Raw genomic sequence first — 16,189 nt, forward strand, 5'->3', positions numbered from 1 at the left:
AAAAATCGTCACATAAAAAAAGGTACAGATCTTCAATAAAATTGAAGAGGCTGTACCTTTTTTGACGAATATATATTTGGACAATGGCAGTAACGCTATTGCCCCCTGCCCTTTCTTGAATCAAGAATAAACATAGACGCATCTTGTCCCATGAATATTTTACTCCCAGTATAAAAAGTATCGAATTGAATATCCGTATACCCTATTTTAGCCATGACGTCGGATAGCTCTCCTGGATTAAAACCGTTATGGACAATATCTGAAGCTATGTTTTCATTTTTATTAAAATCTACGATCAGAAGATGTCCTCCTTCATTAAGAACATCAAATAATCTTGATAAACTCATCTCAACATCATGAATATGGAGTAGAACCTGTGCCATGAAAATATAGTCGGCCTTTAGATTCGAAAGACTTTCCTTTTCAAAATCAAAGCATAATGTATCTACATTTTGGATATTAAAATCAGTTATTTTTTGCTTCATTTGATTAATCATGTTTTGTGACGTATCCAGAAAAAGCATAGAATGAAACTCGTTTAACAAGTTCATTCCCACAAGACCGGTTCCGCACCCAAAATCAATGGCATTCTTACTTTTGGTATCAACTAAATAATTACGGATGGCATCTGAGGATACCTTCGCAATTTGGATTCTTTCAGGAGTGTCATATATATTAGCAATCATTTCAAACTTATCCGTATTTCCCATTATTCTCACTCCTATCAATCTTAATAAACAAGCATGCACACTAAATAAACTTGTCTTTCTATAGGATACGACTCTTCTCGCCACAATTCAACCAATCTGCCATTTAGCTTAACGAGGCTTCCTCCGCTTTAAACACTGCTTTTGGCCCCTGACAGCTTAACTCACTTCTTATTTCGAGTTGACTTGAATATTCAAAACAAACGCCCCGTTTCCCTCTCATCGAACCTGATGATGATATTGGGACGGGGCATTATTTAAGGTGGAGCTTTCTTCATGTATGTACCGTTGCGCAATGCCAAGAACGCCTATTGTTCTGCGTCCATCTCTTTGGCCACCTCTTCAATTTCGAATCGTGTCACGGTTGTCAGGAAGGATAAATCTTTACTAAGCGCCAGCTTAATCTGTTCGGCGGCTTCCTCCTTCTTCCCTAGCTTGTTAAGGGTAAGTGCATAGTAATAGTAAGGCTCGGCGCGTTTCGGCGATTTGGATATCAGTTGCTCGAACATCGCTTCCGCCTCCGTCATTTGGCCAAGCATGTAATAGTTCAATGCGCAGTTGTCCAGAATCGTCTTGTCATCGTTGTTGAACGCATACGCAGCAAGATTGAACTCCAGTGATTCGTTCAGGTCTCCGTGCATCAGCTTGAAATAGCCCAGATTGCCGTAGACCAACGTGTTTTTGTATTGCTCGAATACGCCTTCCAGCTCTTTGATGCCATCGTCCCGCTTCCCCTGCAGCCAATATGCGGTAGCCAGGTTGCAGCGAGCCTGCATCCTTATCTCGTGATTCGCGGTGCGACTAAGCAGCTTTTGCAGCACAGCCACCGCTTGTTCCGGGTCGCCAGTCCTCATCAGCATATAGGCATAGCCGACCTGATGCTTCTCCGGACACGGCTTGCTGGCATAGGCTTTCCGGTACCAGGCAAGCGCCTGCTCGAACTGGTCGGCTGCGAATGCCGTGCTCCCGCGAATGGCATAGTAGTTCGATCTGGAAGCATACACCATCCCCCCAATCAGAATGATAACAAGCCCCCATCCGAGCAGCGTATACAGCCTGAATGCAATAAACACAATTAGTACAAGTGCGGCGCCGGTAAGCGCCAGTTTGATAAGCGGCTTCATTGAACCATCCCCCTTTTTCCACACTAGTACTATAATAGCCGGAAGCGGAGATTTAGCCAAATGGAGTCTTAAAACTTGTAATTACCAAATCGTTAATATGCCATCCAAACCGCCGTCTGCTGTGATAACGGTTCCGTTTATATATGAAGAATGCGGATATCTTCTGTTTTTCTCTACGTCGAATACGACGCCCATCTCAGTTCCGCCCCCTGCTGAAACCTTGGCGCCCTCTTTTGCATAAGCTCCGCGATTTTGATTCATATCGGCCCTGCTGAACAGAAAGAGCTTGGTCAGAATGCTGCATTCCAACCAAGCTTATCTACGATACGCATCATGATTAAGAAAATGTCATCATGCAATCCGTTTGTTCGACTTCATGGACTTTATGGACTTCATGGACTGCCGGATCCGGCGGATTCAGCTACATTCAACTTGAAGAGATCTCCTGTCTTGGAACCAACCGATAGGTTTGTCCGGAAGGCATTAAGAAAGTCAGCACCCCTTCACGTTCATTGCATGCAACCGCAGCGCCAGACGCATCCTCCACCCGCAATGAAGTCTGTGCAAGCACTCGGCAAGTACCTCCCTGAACAGAACTAATAGTCGCAGAAGCCAGCATCCCCGCCTCCCATTCCATGCTGACTGTGTATCCGCCTCTGGCGCGCAGTCCGCTGATCGAACCGCAGCTCCAGGCATCCGGCAGCGCCGGCAGCAGGTGCAGCACGTTCCGCTCTGACTGCAGCAGCATCTCCGCAATCCCGGCGGCAGCAGCAAAGTTACCGTCAATTTGGAAAGGAGGATGAGCGTCGAATAAATTCGCATACACACCCGCTCCAGTGAATTCTATCTCGTCCTCCTTCACCAAGCGCAGCAAATTGGAAATAAGTCCAAGCGCCCTATTGCCGTCATGGAAGCGGGCCCATAGGCAAATCTTCCAGCCCAGGCTCCAGCCCGTACCGCCATCGCCCCTCCGTTCCAAGGAGGTCCGTGCTGCATCAAATAGCTCCGGTGTATCTGTCCCATGGAGCTGCCTCCCGGGAAATACGCCGAATAAATGCGACACATGCCGATGGTGCACGTCCTGATCCTCAAAATCCTCCGACCATTCCTGCAGCTGGCCGTAGCGTCCGATGCGAAGCGGGAGCAAGCGGTTCCGTGCGTCCGAAAGCTCCCTCTTGAACTCAGCATCCTGCTCCAGTAGCTCCGCCGCCTCGCAGCAGTTGGTAAACAGATCCCAGATTAGGGCCAGATCCATGGTAGCTGCGGTGCATACGCCGGCAAGGCCATCTTCCGTCCTGAATTTATGCTCCGGCGAGGTGGATGGCTTCGTGACCAGATAGCCATCCTCGTTCTCAATAAGCCAATCGAGGCAAAACTTCGCCGCCTCCTTCATGATCGGATAGGCCGTGTCTCGCAAATACCCCTCATCCTGCCCGAAGGCGTAGTGCTCCCACAAGTGCTGGCAGAGCCAGGCACCCGCCATCGGCCAAAGCGCCCAGACGGGATCGCCGTGACCGTAGGCACCGACCGGAGCGCTTTGCGCCCAAATATCGGAGTTATGATGCGCCGTCCACCCCGCTGCTCCGTAATTGACCTGAGCCGTTCGTCTGCCCGTTACGGCCAGGCGGCCGATAAAATTGATCAGCGGTTCATGGCATTCGGCTAAGTTGCACGTTTCCGCCGGCCAATAGTTCATCTCGGTATTAATATTCAGCGTAAAGTTGCTGCTCCAAGGCGGACGCGTGTCCTGATTCCATATTCCCTGCAGATTCGCCGGCTGGGTCCCTGGTCTGGAGCTAGCAATCATCAAGTATCTGCCGTATTGGAACAGCAGCGCTGCCAAGTCCGGATCGTTCGCTCCATAGGTCATAATTCGTGCATCCGTCGGCATGTCCTCAGGGCTAACCCGATTCCCTAAGCGGATCGACACCCGCTCGTAGAGACTCCGATAGTCCTTCACATGCCGTTCCCGCAGCTCTTGATACGTGTACTGCATAGCGGCAGCCAGGGATGCTTCCGCGCGTTCTCCGGCCAACCTGCCTTGCTTACCCGGCTCACAATCAAAGCCATTAAAGCTTGTTGCAGCACTGAAGTACAGCGTCGCACACGTAGCCCCTCGGACATGCAGACCATCGTGGTCCAGCTGAAGCCAGCCGCCTTCCACAGTCGCAGCCAGCCTGCCCTCAAACGTCATCGCGCCACCCTCTTCGGTCTCCCCGTAGCGGATCGGCCTCAGATTTTCTCTGTAGTAGCTCGGGTCGACATGCTCTGGAGCGGTTCCTCTCATCACCCACTTATCCCCATCTACGAACGTCCGCACTCTCAGCTTGCTGTCCAGCTTTGCCGTGAAGCTCAGCATCCCCGGCTCGCTGCAGGTAAGACGTAGCGCCATGACTTGGTCGGGAAAGCTGGAGAACATCTCTCTCCTATATCGAACAGCACCTACGACAAATTGCACCCGTGCCAGAGCCTCCTCGAGACACAGCTCCCGTTCATAAGCGGCGGCTACGCTGCCATGCTCAAAGGACAGCCTCAACGTGCCGAAGGGAAGATACGATTGCGTATATGGACCCATCATGTTCTTGCATGCCAGATCAGCCTCTCTATATCGGCCTTCATCCAACAGCCTGCGAACCTCAGGCAGCGAGGCTAGAGCCTCGGGGTTGTTCCAATCCTTCGGCCCGCCGGACCACAGCGTATCCTCGTTAAGCTCAATTCGCTCCTGCTCGACCGCTCCGAAGATCATCGCACCGAGCCGCCCGTTACCAATCGGCAGCGCCTCCGTCCATTCCTTGGCCGGCTTTGTATATTGCAGCTTCATGATATTCTCCCTCTCTTGAGTTACTATCGATAGCTTTAATAGGAAAAGGAAGCAACCATCCCATCAAGCTTCCTTTTCCGCATCATACCGGCGTTATTTCTTCATCTTGTCATAGGCTTGTTGATAAATTTGTAAGAACCGTTCGACGTTCAAGTTTTTGAAGCCAGCCAAGTATGCCTCCCAGCTGCTGTCGATATCCTTCGCTCCCGTAATGAATTGCAGCATGTTTTCTTCTACATACTTTTTAATATTCGTCTTCATCAGCGATGCTTCCGTATTGGCCGCCTCGTCTAAATAAATGATCTTCGGTAACACTTCCTTCGGCTGACTGCCATCGTAAAGCTTTGTCGCCTCGTGCAGCCTTCTTTCATAGCCGGCCGCATCCTTAATGTCCATAGGAGCCGCCCAGGAAGAACGGTAATCCTTGGTCTTCAAGAACGAGCCGATCTCGCCCCATTTATTGTTGAGCGGCTTCTCTCCTTTCGGACGCTGTACAGGTACATACTTCGCCGGTTGCCCGTCCAAACCCTTGTCATTAGCGCTAGCTACATCCCAGTTAACACCTTTTTCTCCCATCGTGGCGAGCGTCGTGCCTTCCTCGGAAGCCAAGTAATCGGCAAGCTTAATAAGTGCAGCTTGCTTTTCTTTACTGGCCTTATTCGTAATCACAAACGTAAATCCATCAATGAACGGTGTTGTCGTTGCAAACTTTACACCTTGGGGGCCGGTCAATGGAGGAACCGGATCATAATTTTGCTGCTGCGGATTGCCGGCAATGTCAATGAAGATGGCCGGATGCATTCCGGCTCCCGCTCCGAGCAGCGTCATATCGGTACGATTGCCAAGCTGCTTGAAGGCGTCCGCATTTTGCGTGAACGCTCCTGGGTCGATCAGTCCCTCCTTATAGAGCGAGGCCATATACTTCAGACCTTCCTTCCACTGGGGCTGCATCGCTGCGACGTTTAACTTCCCATTCTGCACATCCAAATAGGTGGAATCATCGTTATAGACAAAGGCATTCATCAAAAAGGCGGTAACATGCGTGCCGTACGTTTCATTGGCGCCGCTTAGCGGTATCTCGTCTTGCTTACCGTTGCCGTTAGGATCTTGCGTTTTGAACGCCTGCAGAACCTTTTTGAACTCATCCGTAGTTTTCGGCATCGCAAGCCCCAGCTTCTGCAGCCATCCCGTATTGATCCACATTTTTGACGGAAAGGAACAATGATAGCACTCATTTACCGGAGGTAGGCCGTAGATATTGCCGTCCGGTGCGGTTACGGCTGATTTCAGGTAGGGAATTGCCTCCATATTTTTCTTTAGCACCGGCGCATGCTCGTCGATTAGTTTATTCAGCGGGACAAGCACACCTTGTTGACCAAACTTCATGAGCTCAGAAGGTGAGAACGAATCAACCCAGCTTTGGCTCATAAAAGCATCCGGATAATCGCCGCTCGAGATGGCCAGCTTGCGCTTTTCCTTGGCGGCGTCATAAGGCGTGACAGTCCATTGGATTTTCATATTTAGCTTCTCTTCCACAAGCTTTGTAAATGTATTGGTCATGTAGTCGGTATTGGGGTCCTGAGGAGCGAAGATGGTGACCGTGACCGGCCCGCCAGAAGCCGTCCCATTGTTAGCGTCCGGTGAAGCGGAATTCTGCTGGGAATCGGAGCAAGCGCTAACGACTATTGAAGAAGCTAGGCATACAGACAGACCGGCGTACAGTTTTTTATTCATTGTTCGTTAACCTCCCTTTACTTTCAATGAATTGTTATCTCATGAACAGTCTATCTACTCATAGATTACCATTGAATGGCCATCACCTCCTTATTAAAATTTGATTTCAGCGTTCAGCCTTTGATCGAGCCGATCATCATGCCCTTGACAAAATGCTTTTGCACAAACGGGTAAATGATCAGCACCGGCAAGCTGGCAACTACAATCAAGGAATATTTCATCAGATCCTTCATTCCTTGACGGGCGAGCATCTCCTGCAGGTTGGAATTGTTGCCGGTCTCCGTGTTGAGTATCAATATATTTCGCAGCACCAATTGAAGCGGAAAAAGCGATTGAGACTTCAAATAAATCAGTGCATCGAAGTAGGCGTTCCATTGTCCGACAGCGTACATGAGTACCATGACCGCAATAATCGGCTTGGACAAGGGCAAGACGATCTTGATCAAGAAGCCCATGTCACTGCAGCCGTCCAGCTCCGCCGCCTCGGCTAGCTCATCGGGAATGGTCGTTTGGAAGAAGGTTCTCGCAATAATAATTTGCCACACCGCCAAGGCCTGCGGGAGCAGAAGCGCCCATCGGGTATCTACCATATTCAGTGATTTGACCACCAAATACAGTGGGATCAGCCCCCCGGAAAACAGCATCGTAAAGGCAATAAGAATCATCAGCACGTTGCGTCCGTAAAAGGTTTTTCTGGATAAAGGATAAGCAATCATGACAGTTAGTACGACGCTGATTACGGTTCCGAGCACCGTATATACGATGGAGTTCCAATACCCCCACCAAATTTGGTTATTGTCGAAGACCGCTTTGTAGCCAAGCAGAGTCGGATTGACTGGCCAAATCCACACCTTGCCGGAAGTCACATCCATCGGGTTACTAAACGAAGCGCTTACAATATGCAGAAGCGGAACCAGAATCGTCAGAAGCACGATGATTAAAAATAAATAGATGCCGATGAGAAATATCTTGTCCCCGAACGAATCCCTAATGAAGCCGGTTGTTTTTCTTCTTATGATGCGATCCAATGTTCTCCCTCCTCTCTACCACAAGCTGTTGCTTGAGATGCGTTTGGCTATGAAGTTGACAATCAAGAGCAGAATCAAATTGACGAACGAATTGAACAATCCTACCGCCGCACCAAAGCTGAAGTTAGAGTCGAGCAGCCCCATTTTATACACATAGGTGGAGATAACCTCGGAAGCATTGGCGTTGAGCGGATTTTGCAGCAGGTAAATTTTCTCGAAGCCGATCTGCATGATGTTGCCCACATTTAATATCAGTAAAATTGTTGCGGTTGGCAGAATACCGGGTAGATCAACGTTCAGCATTTTCTGGAATCGCGAGGCACCGTCCACCTTAGCCGCCTCATACAAATGGGGATCGATACCCGAAAGCGCCGCTAAGTAAATGACTGCTCCGTAACCAACGTTTTGCCATAAATCAGACCACACATAGATGGATTTAAAATAGGCGGGGTCTCCCAAAAAATTGGGCATCTCCATCCCTAGCGCCTGCATAACCGATTTCAAAATACCCGTTGTCGGCGAAAGCGCGATCATAATAATGGAAACCATAATAACAGTGGAAATGAAGTACGGCGCATACGAAACCAGCTGAACCGTACGCTTGAATATGCCATTACGAATCTCGTTAAGCGCCAGCGCCAGAATGATGGGACCGGGGAACCCGACGAGCAGATGGTACAGGCTAATTCCGAGCGTGTTTTTGAGCAGGATGCCAAAGTACGGATTGTGGAAAAACAAGTCGAAATATTTGAAGCCCGCCCACGAGCTTCCCCACATCCCCTTATTGACGTTGTAATCCTTAAAGGCCATTACCACCCCCAGCATAGGGATGTACTTAAAGATGAGCAAATTGGCTAGAGGCAGCAGGATCAGCAAATAAAATTGCCAATGCCTTTTGATTTTCTGCCATGCCGTTTTTTCTCTACGGACATGTGTACGGGCTGCCGAGGCATCCTTTGATACAGGAAGCGCATTCATTTTTCTCCCACCTTTTTGGATTGATGTGCTAAGGTGATCGTAGTGTATCCGGTCTCGTCCGGCTAGAAGCACTTCTTCCGGGGGGTACACTTGAGTTACAACGTCCAGGGTACACTTGCTCCGGACCGTACACTTGCCGCTACACAATACAAAATAGCTTGTAATCAAGCGGTTTCATTGTAATAAAAAAAGAAGATCACGACCCATCTTGCCTTTCAGGCAAAGTGGGCTGCGATCTTCATATCGTTTCTATCTTGATGAGGTTTGTTAACTCTCCTCGACAACCAGGCTTCGGAACACACTGGGCGAAGCGCCCGTTACTCGCTTGAAGACGCGGCGGAAGGCATGCGCACTGTTGTAGCCGACACGCTCGGCGATTTCCTCAATCGTATACTCGCCTGCCGACAGAAGCTCCGTTGCACGCTGCATGCGCAGCTTCTCCAGATAAACGGAGAAGTTCTCTCCCGTATGTTGTTTAAATACCTGTGACACGTATTTCTCGGGAAGCTGCACTTGGTCGGCTGCAAGCGTAAGACTGAGCTGCGAAGATGCATAGTTCGCTTGCAGGTAAGCAACCAGACTCTCCGTTATCGCCTGGTCCTTGTGCTGACCGGTAGGAGCTGTACTTTCGCACAAAGCCTGGAACACATTCTCAACGATGGAGCGTACAAGAGATGGAGCTTCCTTCGCGCTGATTTGATTCACCAGATCCTGCAGTCGCTGCATATTATCGCCACCACGCAGCTGCGAAACCAGCTTATGCGCAGTACCCTTCAGCTCAAAGATCAGCTGCTTGAACATCTCCCCCGTGACCTGCCGTGCCACCAGATTCTCCTCGAAAATCCGCTCCAGAATCGTCCCCACCTCAGGCCAGTCCCCATGCTTCACGGAACTGATCAGCCGCATTTCCAGATCGATCGGATAATACAATATCCCCATTTCGGTCGGCAGCTGATCATACCATATGATGTTAAACAGCGAGTAAGGAGCGTGCTCCATCGCTTGTTTAGCCTCGTAATAGGAGCGGTACAAGTCTGTCAGGGTATGGAAAACGCCTCCGATGGATATGGACACCTGTATCCCATATTGCCCTGACAAAATATCTGCCAGCTGCTGCAAATTCTCATTCCACTGTTGTACTGCTTCTCGCTCCAACGGCGGCGGGCACGTCCATATAAAAGAAAGCTGATCCAGCTGATCATCCCCAACGATCATCGACTGTGCAAAAAGCTCCTTCAGCAGCTTATGAACAATGAGGCGGGAGACATTTAATTGATCAATGGATTCGTGCTGTTCCATTTGCTTCATGCCGTACAGCTGAAGAATCCCGACATAGCCGCTGTGACCTTGGAAGCGGATATCTAATTGCTCATTCGCATACTCCTTCTCCCTATCGGTAAGTCGGCCCGATAGCAGGCGGCCTATGTAAGCTTCTCGCAAGACCGGAGCCTGCTTCGACATATCCTCCTCCAGCGTCCGATAATTACGAATGAGCTGCGTTACATTTCCCTGAAGAAAATCAAAGCCGTCCTTCCCTTTATAGCTCCCGTCACCAATGGACTCCTTCAACAACGAGGCAAGCTCATTCAGCGGCGCACTGTTGCGGTAAGCAAAGATCAGAGCGATGGCCAACCCTACTACAGTCGTAATCAGCAGCAGGTACAGTGTTACATCACGGATATAGAGCGCCTTGCTGAGCACCTTGTCTTTGGATAGACCGGCGATATAAGTCCAGCCGTTATAATCCGAGTTCGTTTGTATAACTATAGTGCTTCCGTCCGGCTTAGTTCCAGCTTCACGCCAGTCACCGTCGGGAAGGTCGCCGTATGAAGCAATGAGCTGCCCTCGTCCGTCAGCGAGCCCAATCCAGCCTCCGTATTCCAGCGTGCTGCGGCTCAGCAGCTTTTGCACCTCACGCTCATCGATCAATACCACCAGCGTTGCGATCTCATGGCCCAAGGTGACGGAGTTCATGTACGTAATCACATTCAGCTCTTGAACCTTGTTGACAAATCGCTTGGACGGAAGTATCTCATCCTGATGCATCGTATGTAATACGGATTGCTTCCACTGCTCGACATCCATATCGGCGTAGTGGTATAAGCCGTAAAAATCCTCTATGCGAACATACGATCCCTGAGGGGTCAATATGGCATCATTCGTTTTAGTATAAAGATAAAAGCCCAATATCATCTCATTGGAGAAATGGTAGGGCGTCAGGCTCTTCCATGCCTTAAAGGCGTTATATACTCCGGCTGCCTGCCCGCCGTTAACGTACGTATTCAGGTCATCGTTAGTGGAGATTTCCTTGGATAAATTTTGAATCCCTTTCAAAAGGTTATCAACAAAATCCTTGCTCTGATTCAGCATCATCAGGCTTGTTTTTCTAGAGCTGTCCGTAATCGCCTGATCTGCAACACGATAGCTGATCATTCCGCTTAGGAGAAAAATAACAAGAAAGAGCAGGTAGGAGATCAGAAACTTTTTGAAAATATTCAATCGGAACTTCTCCTTCATGAACCTCTCCCCTTCACCAGCACAATGTTAGCGCTATCAAAATACTAACATGGCCATTCTATCGGGTCAACCGCCATCATAGGCCCTTAAGCGGCATGATGGAACCTTATCAAAGTAAATCCCACTCAGCTATACGGTTGAACCGAACCATTGAATTTAACTTAACCGATTAATAGCAAAAAGGGACCGCCCGTTTTAGTTACAGGCAGTCCTCCGCTCCTTACAATGAATCGTAGGTTGTATCGTTCCAAGAGAAGTAATCTCCATACGCCCAATGGTAAGCCTTCGAAGTATAAGACTTCGAGCTGTCGACAGGAATATCTCCAGTTCCTACAATAGCCGTACCGCTGTTATAATAATCGTAGCTGCTCCATATGTTGACACCGTTCTCATAGATGGTCATTTCCACACCTACCTCGGTCAAACTGCACCACTCGCTTCCGCAACCGTTAAAAGCGGTATACGCCCGGGCATCAATATAATTATTTTCGCTGCTGATATAAGATGAGTAGTCCATGATTGGACTTGCGGCTAGTGCGCTGCCAGCCGTTACAGTGAAAGCGAGGGTGAGAACGGCTAACATGGTTTTAACCTTGATTTTCATCGAATAATCCTCCTATGATTTCATAAATGAAAAAATACTCCATCATTCCGTATTCGTCGATCTCGATTTTAATAATTGCTCCTCCCCAAAGCCTTAGTTCATAATAATGCGCTTTCAAAACAAAAAAACGCTGTCGTTATAGAAAAGGCATCACCTCCTTTATTAGGACGACCGACTTAAAAATCTATTGGTAGCGGCAAGGATGAACGGCTGGAAGGCGGGCTTAATTCTGAGGGTAATAATGTTGAGGGTAAGATTAGAGTACCATGCCCTTTAAGAAATAGTCAATATTTGGATTATTTGAGAGAAATTACTTTTCTTTTTGAGACTGGCCCCTACCATAATAAAAGAACACACGAGGTTCATAGAAATTTTAAACCTAGTGATAAACAAAAACACCATTCCATTGTTGGGAATGGTGTTAGACTGTATCCCCAGAATACGGGTCTCGCTCTCCTTACCTTATTTATATTCAGTACCTTTTCTAATCAGGTAGCTTATCAACAGAATAGGTATGACATTGATACTTATGTACATTTCTGTGTGATTACTTGATACAGCGAAATTAAATGAATTTAAAAAATGAAAGTTTATGCCAATCGTAACGTTAGGCAAAATTTTAAGGGTAAGCATAAGTGCAAGTCCTGATAAAAATTTGTAGGTAACTCCTAGGATGGTGAACTGAGGAATTTGTAGTATTTGAATAAATACAGTAACACGCTTACCGTACTTCCTATCTTTCAGAATCAACACCCCAGCAAGAACTAAGATTACACTTAATATGAAAAAACCACCAAATATTGATACTACGACAAGCCAGTTCTTGTTAGAAATGATTTGAATACCAAAGAATAAACTCATTAACATACCTAGCAGACCACCAACAATTTGATACCATCCGATCCCCCGTCGTATATTCCGCTTTCTTTGGCTTTCAAATTTACTTGTCTCGAGGTATTTTTTTGCTATGCTTATGGCGCAAGCATCACAATATTCAGTAAGGTATTCGTCCCGGCAGTGATTACAGTATTGCCCCTGACATCCTGGACATGTAAATTCTACTTCCGCTTCTTGATGAACCAAACAATTCATCGTTGTCCCCCTTGAGATGTTCACCCTAAATCGATAGTTATTTGTCGTAAACGCTGAATAAAACGCGTAACAGAATTAAAATATTTTTGAGTAATTGTAGTGGTTGGTCGCATTTGTTATCACCCTCCTCAATAAGAATACTCGTCTTCAGATAACACCAACTTGATACTCATCCTCATAAATAATCGTTCCAGGGTAATTAGAAAAAACGATGTCATACTGGACATGATATTTATCCAATAAATCCATTAGCGGCTGAAGTTCTGTCACCATTTCTTCAGACGAACCTACCTTGAACCATGTAATTGCCCTATTTGGATTACCGTCCTGGTAAAACGGAGGTTCAGGTAATTGTTCTTTAAACCACTCATTTACAGCCAAAAAATTAGTTGACTCCTCTTCACTTATACGATTATTTCTGAGAAGATGCCAGCATGCTCCAAAAATGCCTACTGGCTTTCCTGTTTTACCAGCATAACGAACCTGGATACGTAAATACCGTACGTTCATGTACCATCATCCTTTCATGAACCTGCTCTTGATCTATATTAGTTCAACATTTTACATAAAATCCCTTTAATCCTTATTTACACGAAAAAATGTGGCCGCCGATCCATACCGGCAGCCACATCTTAGTATACGTTATCGATTAAAAGTTACTAATCACATCCGCAATACAAAGGTCATTGATTGACGTTTTTCTCCATTACAATATTTCAATGTAACCTTCTGTTCCGTTCACGCGAATTCTCTGCCCGTCTTTGATCATTTTGGTAGCATTATCCACACCGACAACTGCAGGTAAGCCATATTCACGCGCGATAACAGATCCATGGGTCATCAGTCCACCGACTTCGGTGACTAGGCCTTTTATGGATACAAACAAGGGTGTCCAGCCAGGGTCGGTAAACGAGGTAATTAAAATATCTCCTTCTTCTAGATCCACATTCTCCATATTTAAAATGACACGCGCCCGCCCTTCTATAACTCCGGAAGAAACAGGCAGACCTACAATCGCATTAGCCGGCAGATTGTCTCGTTTGTACGCACCTGTAATGGTTTCGCCATCAGAAGTGATGACACGAGGAGGAGTTAGTTTTTCGAAAAATTTGTAATCCTCTTTTCGTTTGTTGATTATTTCATAATCAACTTTATTAGTGCGTACAACTTCGTGAAGCTCTTCAAAAGTGAGGTAGTAAATATCTTCTTTTTCCTGAATAACGTTAGCTTTCATAAGCTGTTCGGCTTCTTTCATCATAGCTTGCTTATAGACATAGTATCGATTAATCATGCCGTATTTGGGATACTCACGATAACCGATGAAATTCCGGATTAGACTGATCATACGTTTTGTCTCTTCTGCTTTTTTCTCACCATCCGGCAATTGTTTCAATCGATCTAATAGCTCTCGTTCTTTTTCCAAAGCTTCCTGGAGGCCTTGCTCAAATTTCCGATTGCCGGCATTTGGCTCGAAGTTTTTGAGGTTACCAAGAATCATAGGGACAAGTGTAATTGGCTTTTCACTCCAACGAGTTCTAGTAATATCGATCTCTCCTGCACATCGCATCCCGTATTTATTGAGATAAGCATAGATAGCGTCTTGCGTTTCCTGGCCACCATCCAACTTAACCAACTCATCCAAAAAGCCATCATCTTTGGCATGCTGCAAATAATCTATGACTTCCGGATAAGGGCGAATCAGATCCGCTACATTCATTAACTCCAGACCCATTTCCGAAGTAATATTGTTGGGTACAGATTGGGAAAGCGTATCCGCTGCGTTTATTTCGCCTAACCATTTGTTCATATTTTCATTGATCCATGAAGAAGCATTCATTGCAGCCATAAAGACCGCCGTGCTTTGCGGATCAAATAAGATCTTCTTTAATTGCTGTACATCTTCCAAAATAAAATCAAACAATTCGGATCCTGATTTCGATCGGATGTTATGTTTTAGCTCTTCTATCGATGATTGATTTTTCTTGATTAAATCAGCAACGATAGTCGGATCGTTATCGATTTGTGCCAGCGTATCTGTATTACTTCTATTGGGAATCGGTGCTGTTTGATCATTTTCTAACAATTTTATATAATCTCGCTCTATTATGGTCATGAGTGCGCCCTTTATGAGCGGATCGGATCCAATGGTATTCAATAAAGCTTCCCGGCCGACAGGTGTAGCCAGCCTAGGTGCAACATCAATAAACAACCTCCCGCCGGCTTTACGCATAGGTGCAGGAGTAACTAACAGGTAAAAAGACAATCCCAATGGTTTTATGGGATCTGTCATCATTTGTTGATGACCAACAGATAAATAGACGTGATTTTCTTGATCATTCGCTTCAGGGACCGGGTATAAAGTAGTGATCTGCCGACTCTGGACAATATAAAATGTATCATCAGCCAAACACCACTCAATATCTTGAGGACAGCCAAAATAAGCTTCGATCTGTCTTCCGATGCGTGCCAGTTGTAAAATTTGCTGCTCAGTAAGTGTTTGAGACTTTTGCTTATCAGGATCAATACGTTGTGTCTCTGTTCCGCCTTCTTTCCGTCCATAGATAGCCAATTGTTTGGCTGCTATCCTTTTCTCGACGATTTCCCCTTCCTGTACTTTATAACAATCGGCGGATACCAATCCAGAGACCAGTGCTTCTCCGAGTCCAAAACTCGCATCAATTGAGAGCAGCTTTCGGTTGGAGGTAATCGGATCAGCGGTGAATAATATTCCCGAAGCCTCTGGGAAAACCATCCTTTGAATGACAACGGATAAATAAACTTGACTGTGGTCGAACCCATTCTGCATACGGTAGATTACCGCGCGATCCGTAAATAGGGACGCCCAGCATTTGCTGATATGGTGCAGGATTGCTTCTTTACCGATAATATTTAAAAAGGTATCTTGTTGACCGGCAAAAGAGGCATGCGGCAAATCTTCGGCGGTCGCGCTAGAACGAACTGCATAGGCATGTTCCACGCCTAATTGGGAGTGATAATGGGTAACTGCATTTACAACATCGGCAGGAATTTCTGCTTCCATAATGATTTGACGAATCTTCTTGCTCACTTCACCAATTTGATCTCGATCTTCTGCTTTTAGCACGGTTAGTTGAGCCAACAATGCTTGATACGTTTCGTTTTGTTCGACGGCTTTTTGATATCCTGCTGTTGTAACACAAAATCCTTCAGGTACCTGTATTCCTTGAATTTTTGATAATTCTCCTAAGTTCAAACCTTTTCCGCCAATGAGGAACAGCTGCGTCTTTTCGATTTCCTGGAAGCCGAGAACCAACGAACTCATTCAACATCTCTCCTAACCATTAAATTGAGAAAAAACATTTGACAAGAGTTTACCGCCATGATACAATTAAATTGTAAGATGAGATACATACGACCATATTTATGATAACAGTCGTGAATTGATTATATCATTGCATCTGTTCATATGCAAGCGCCAAGAATCTGGTTTTTTTTCAGGTTCTTTTTTGATGTTCCGCTGCTATTTGTCCCGTCCAAAAAACATTCAATTCTGCTTTCAAACCGCATAGATTATGCAACCTTAGGAAATTCTAAGATTGTATTGT

At 46.5% G+C, this 16,189-nt stretch carries 12 protein-coding genes; all 12 read right to left on the reverse strand.

Going from position 1 to position 16,189, the window contains the following annotated elements:
• Positions 1-95 precede the first annotated feature (95 nt).
• Complete coding sequence (locus DVH26_RS21675) at positions 96-710, reverse strand: class I SAM-dependent methyltransferase (protein WP_239625272.1); 615 nt, start codon at positions 708-710, stop codon at positions 96-98.
• A 305-nt stretch (positions 711-1,015) separates the two neighbouring features.
• The gene (locus DVH26_RS21680) at positions 1,016-1,831 is read right to left on the reverse strand and encodes a tetratricopeptide repeat protein (protein WP_239625275.1); all 816 of its coding nucleotides are present in this window, start codon (positions 1,829-1,831) and stop codon (positions 1,016-1,018) included.
• 81 nt (positions 1,832-1,912) lie between these two features.
• Positions 1,913-2,092 carry a hypothetical protein gene (locus tag DVH26_RS21685; RefSeq protein WP_239625277.1) on the reverse strand — a complete coding sequence of 60 codons (180 nt, stop codon included), beginning with the start codon at positions 2,090-2,092 and terminating at the stop codon, positions 1,913-1,915.
• Positions 2,093-2,258: 166 nt separating this feature from the next.
• Positions 2,259-4,652: a glycoside hydrolase family 95 protein gene (locus DVH26_RS21690; protein WP_239625279.1), complete on the reverse strand. Its 2,394-nt coding sequence runs from the start codon at positions 4,650-4,652 to the stop codon at positions 2,259-2,261.
• 93 nt (positions 4,653-4,745) lie between these two features.
• Positions 4,746-6,386, reverse strand: a complete 1,641-nt coding sequence (locus tag DVH26_RS21695; RefSeq protein ID WP_239625281.1) for a type 2 periplasmic-binding domain-containing protein — start codon at positions 6,384-6,386, stop codon at positions 4,746-4,748.
• 113 nt (positions 6,387-6,499) lie between these two features.
• Complete coding sequence (locus DVH26_RS21700) at positions 6,500-7,414, reverse strand: carbohydrate ABC transporter permease (protein ID WP_239625283.1); 915 nt, start codon at positions 7,412-7,414, stop codon at positions 6,500-6,502.
• Between the two features lie 15 nt (positions 7,415-7,429).
• A complete protein-coding gene (locus tag DVH26_RS21705; protein ID WP_239625285.1) occupies positions 7,430-8,392 on the reverse strand; it encodes an ABC transporter permease in 963 nt (320 codons plus the stop codon).
• 267 nt (positions 8,393-8,659) lie between these two features.
• Positions 8,660-10,909, reverse strand: a complete 2,250-nt coding sequence (locus DVH26_RS21710) for a helix-turn-helix domain-containing protein (RefSeq protein WP_239625287.1) — start codon at positions 10,907-10,909, stop codon at positions 8,660-8,662.
• Between the two features lie 220 nt (positions 10,910-11,129).
• Positions 11,130-11,513 (reverse strand): hypothetical protein, encoded by a 384-nt coding sequence (locus DVH26_RS21715; protein ID WP_239625289.1) that lies wholly within the window; start codon positions 11,511-11,513, stop codon positions 11,130-11,132.
• Positions 11,514-11,975: 462 nt separating this feature from the next.
• The gene (locus DVH26_RS21720) at positions 11,976-12,605 is read right to left on the reverse strand and encodes a hypothetical protein (protein WP_239625292.1); all 630 of its coding nucleotides are present in this window, start codon (positions 12,603-12,605) and stop codon (positions 11,976-11,978) included.
• A 147-nt stretch (positions 12,606-12,752) separates the two neighbouring features.
• A complete protein-coding gene (locus tag DVH26_RS21725) occupies positions 12,753-13,115 on the reverse strand; it encodes a hypothetical protein (protein ID WP_239625294.1) in 363 nt (120 codons plus the stop codon).
• A gap of 196 nt (positions 13,116-13,311) precedes the next feature.
• Positions 13,312-15,906 (reverse strand): phosphoenolpyruvate synthase, encoded by a 2,595-nt coding sequence (ppsA, locus tag DVH26_RS21730; protein WP_239625296.1) that lies wholly within the window; start codon positions 15,904-15,906, stop codon positions 13,312-13,314.
• Positions 15,907-16,189: the final 283 nt, after the last annotated feature.

This window comes from Paenibacillus sp. H1-7 (genome assembly GCF_022354825.1).
GTDB lineage: Bacteria > Bacillota > Bacilli > Paenibacillales > NBRC-103111 > Paenibacillus_S.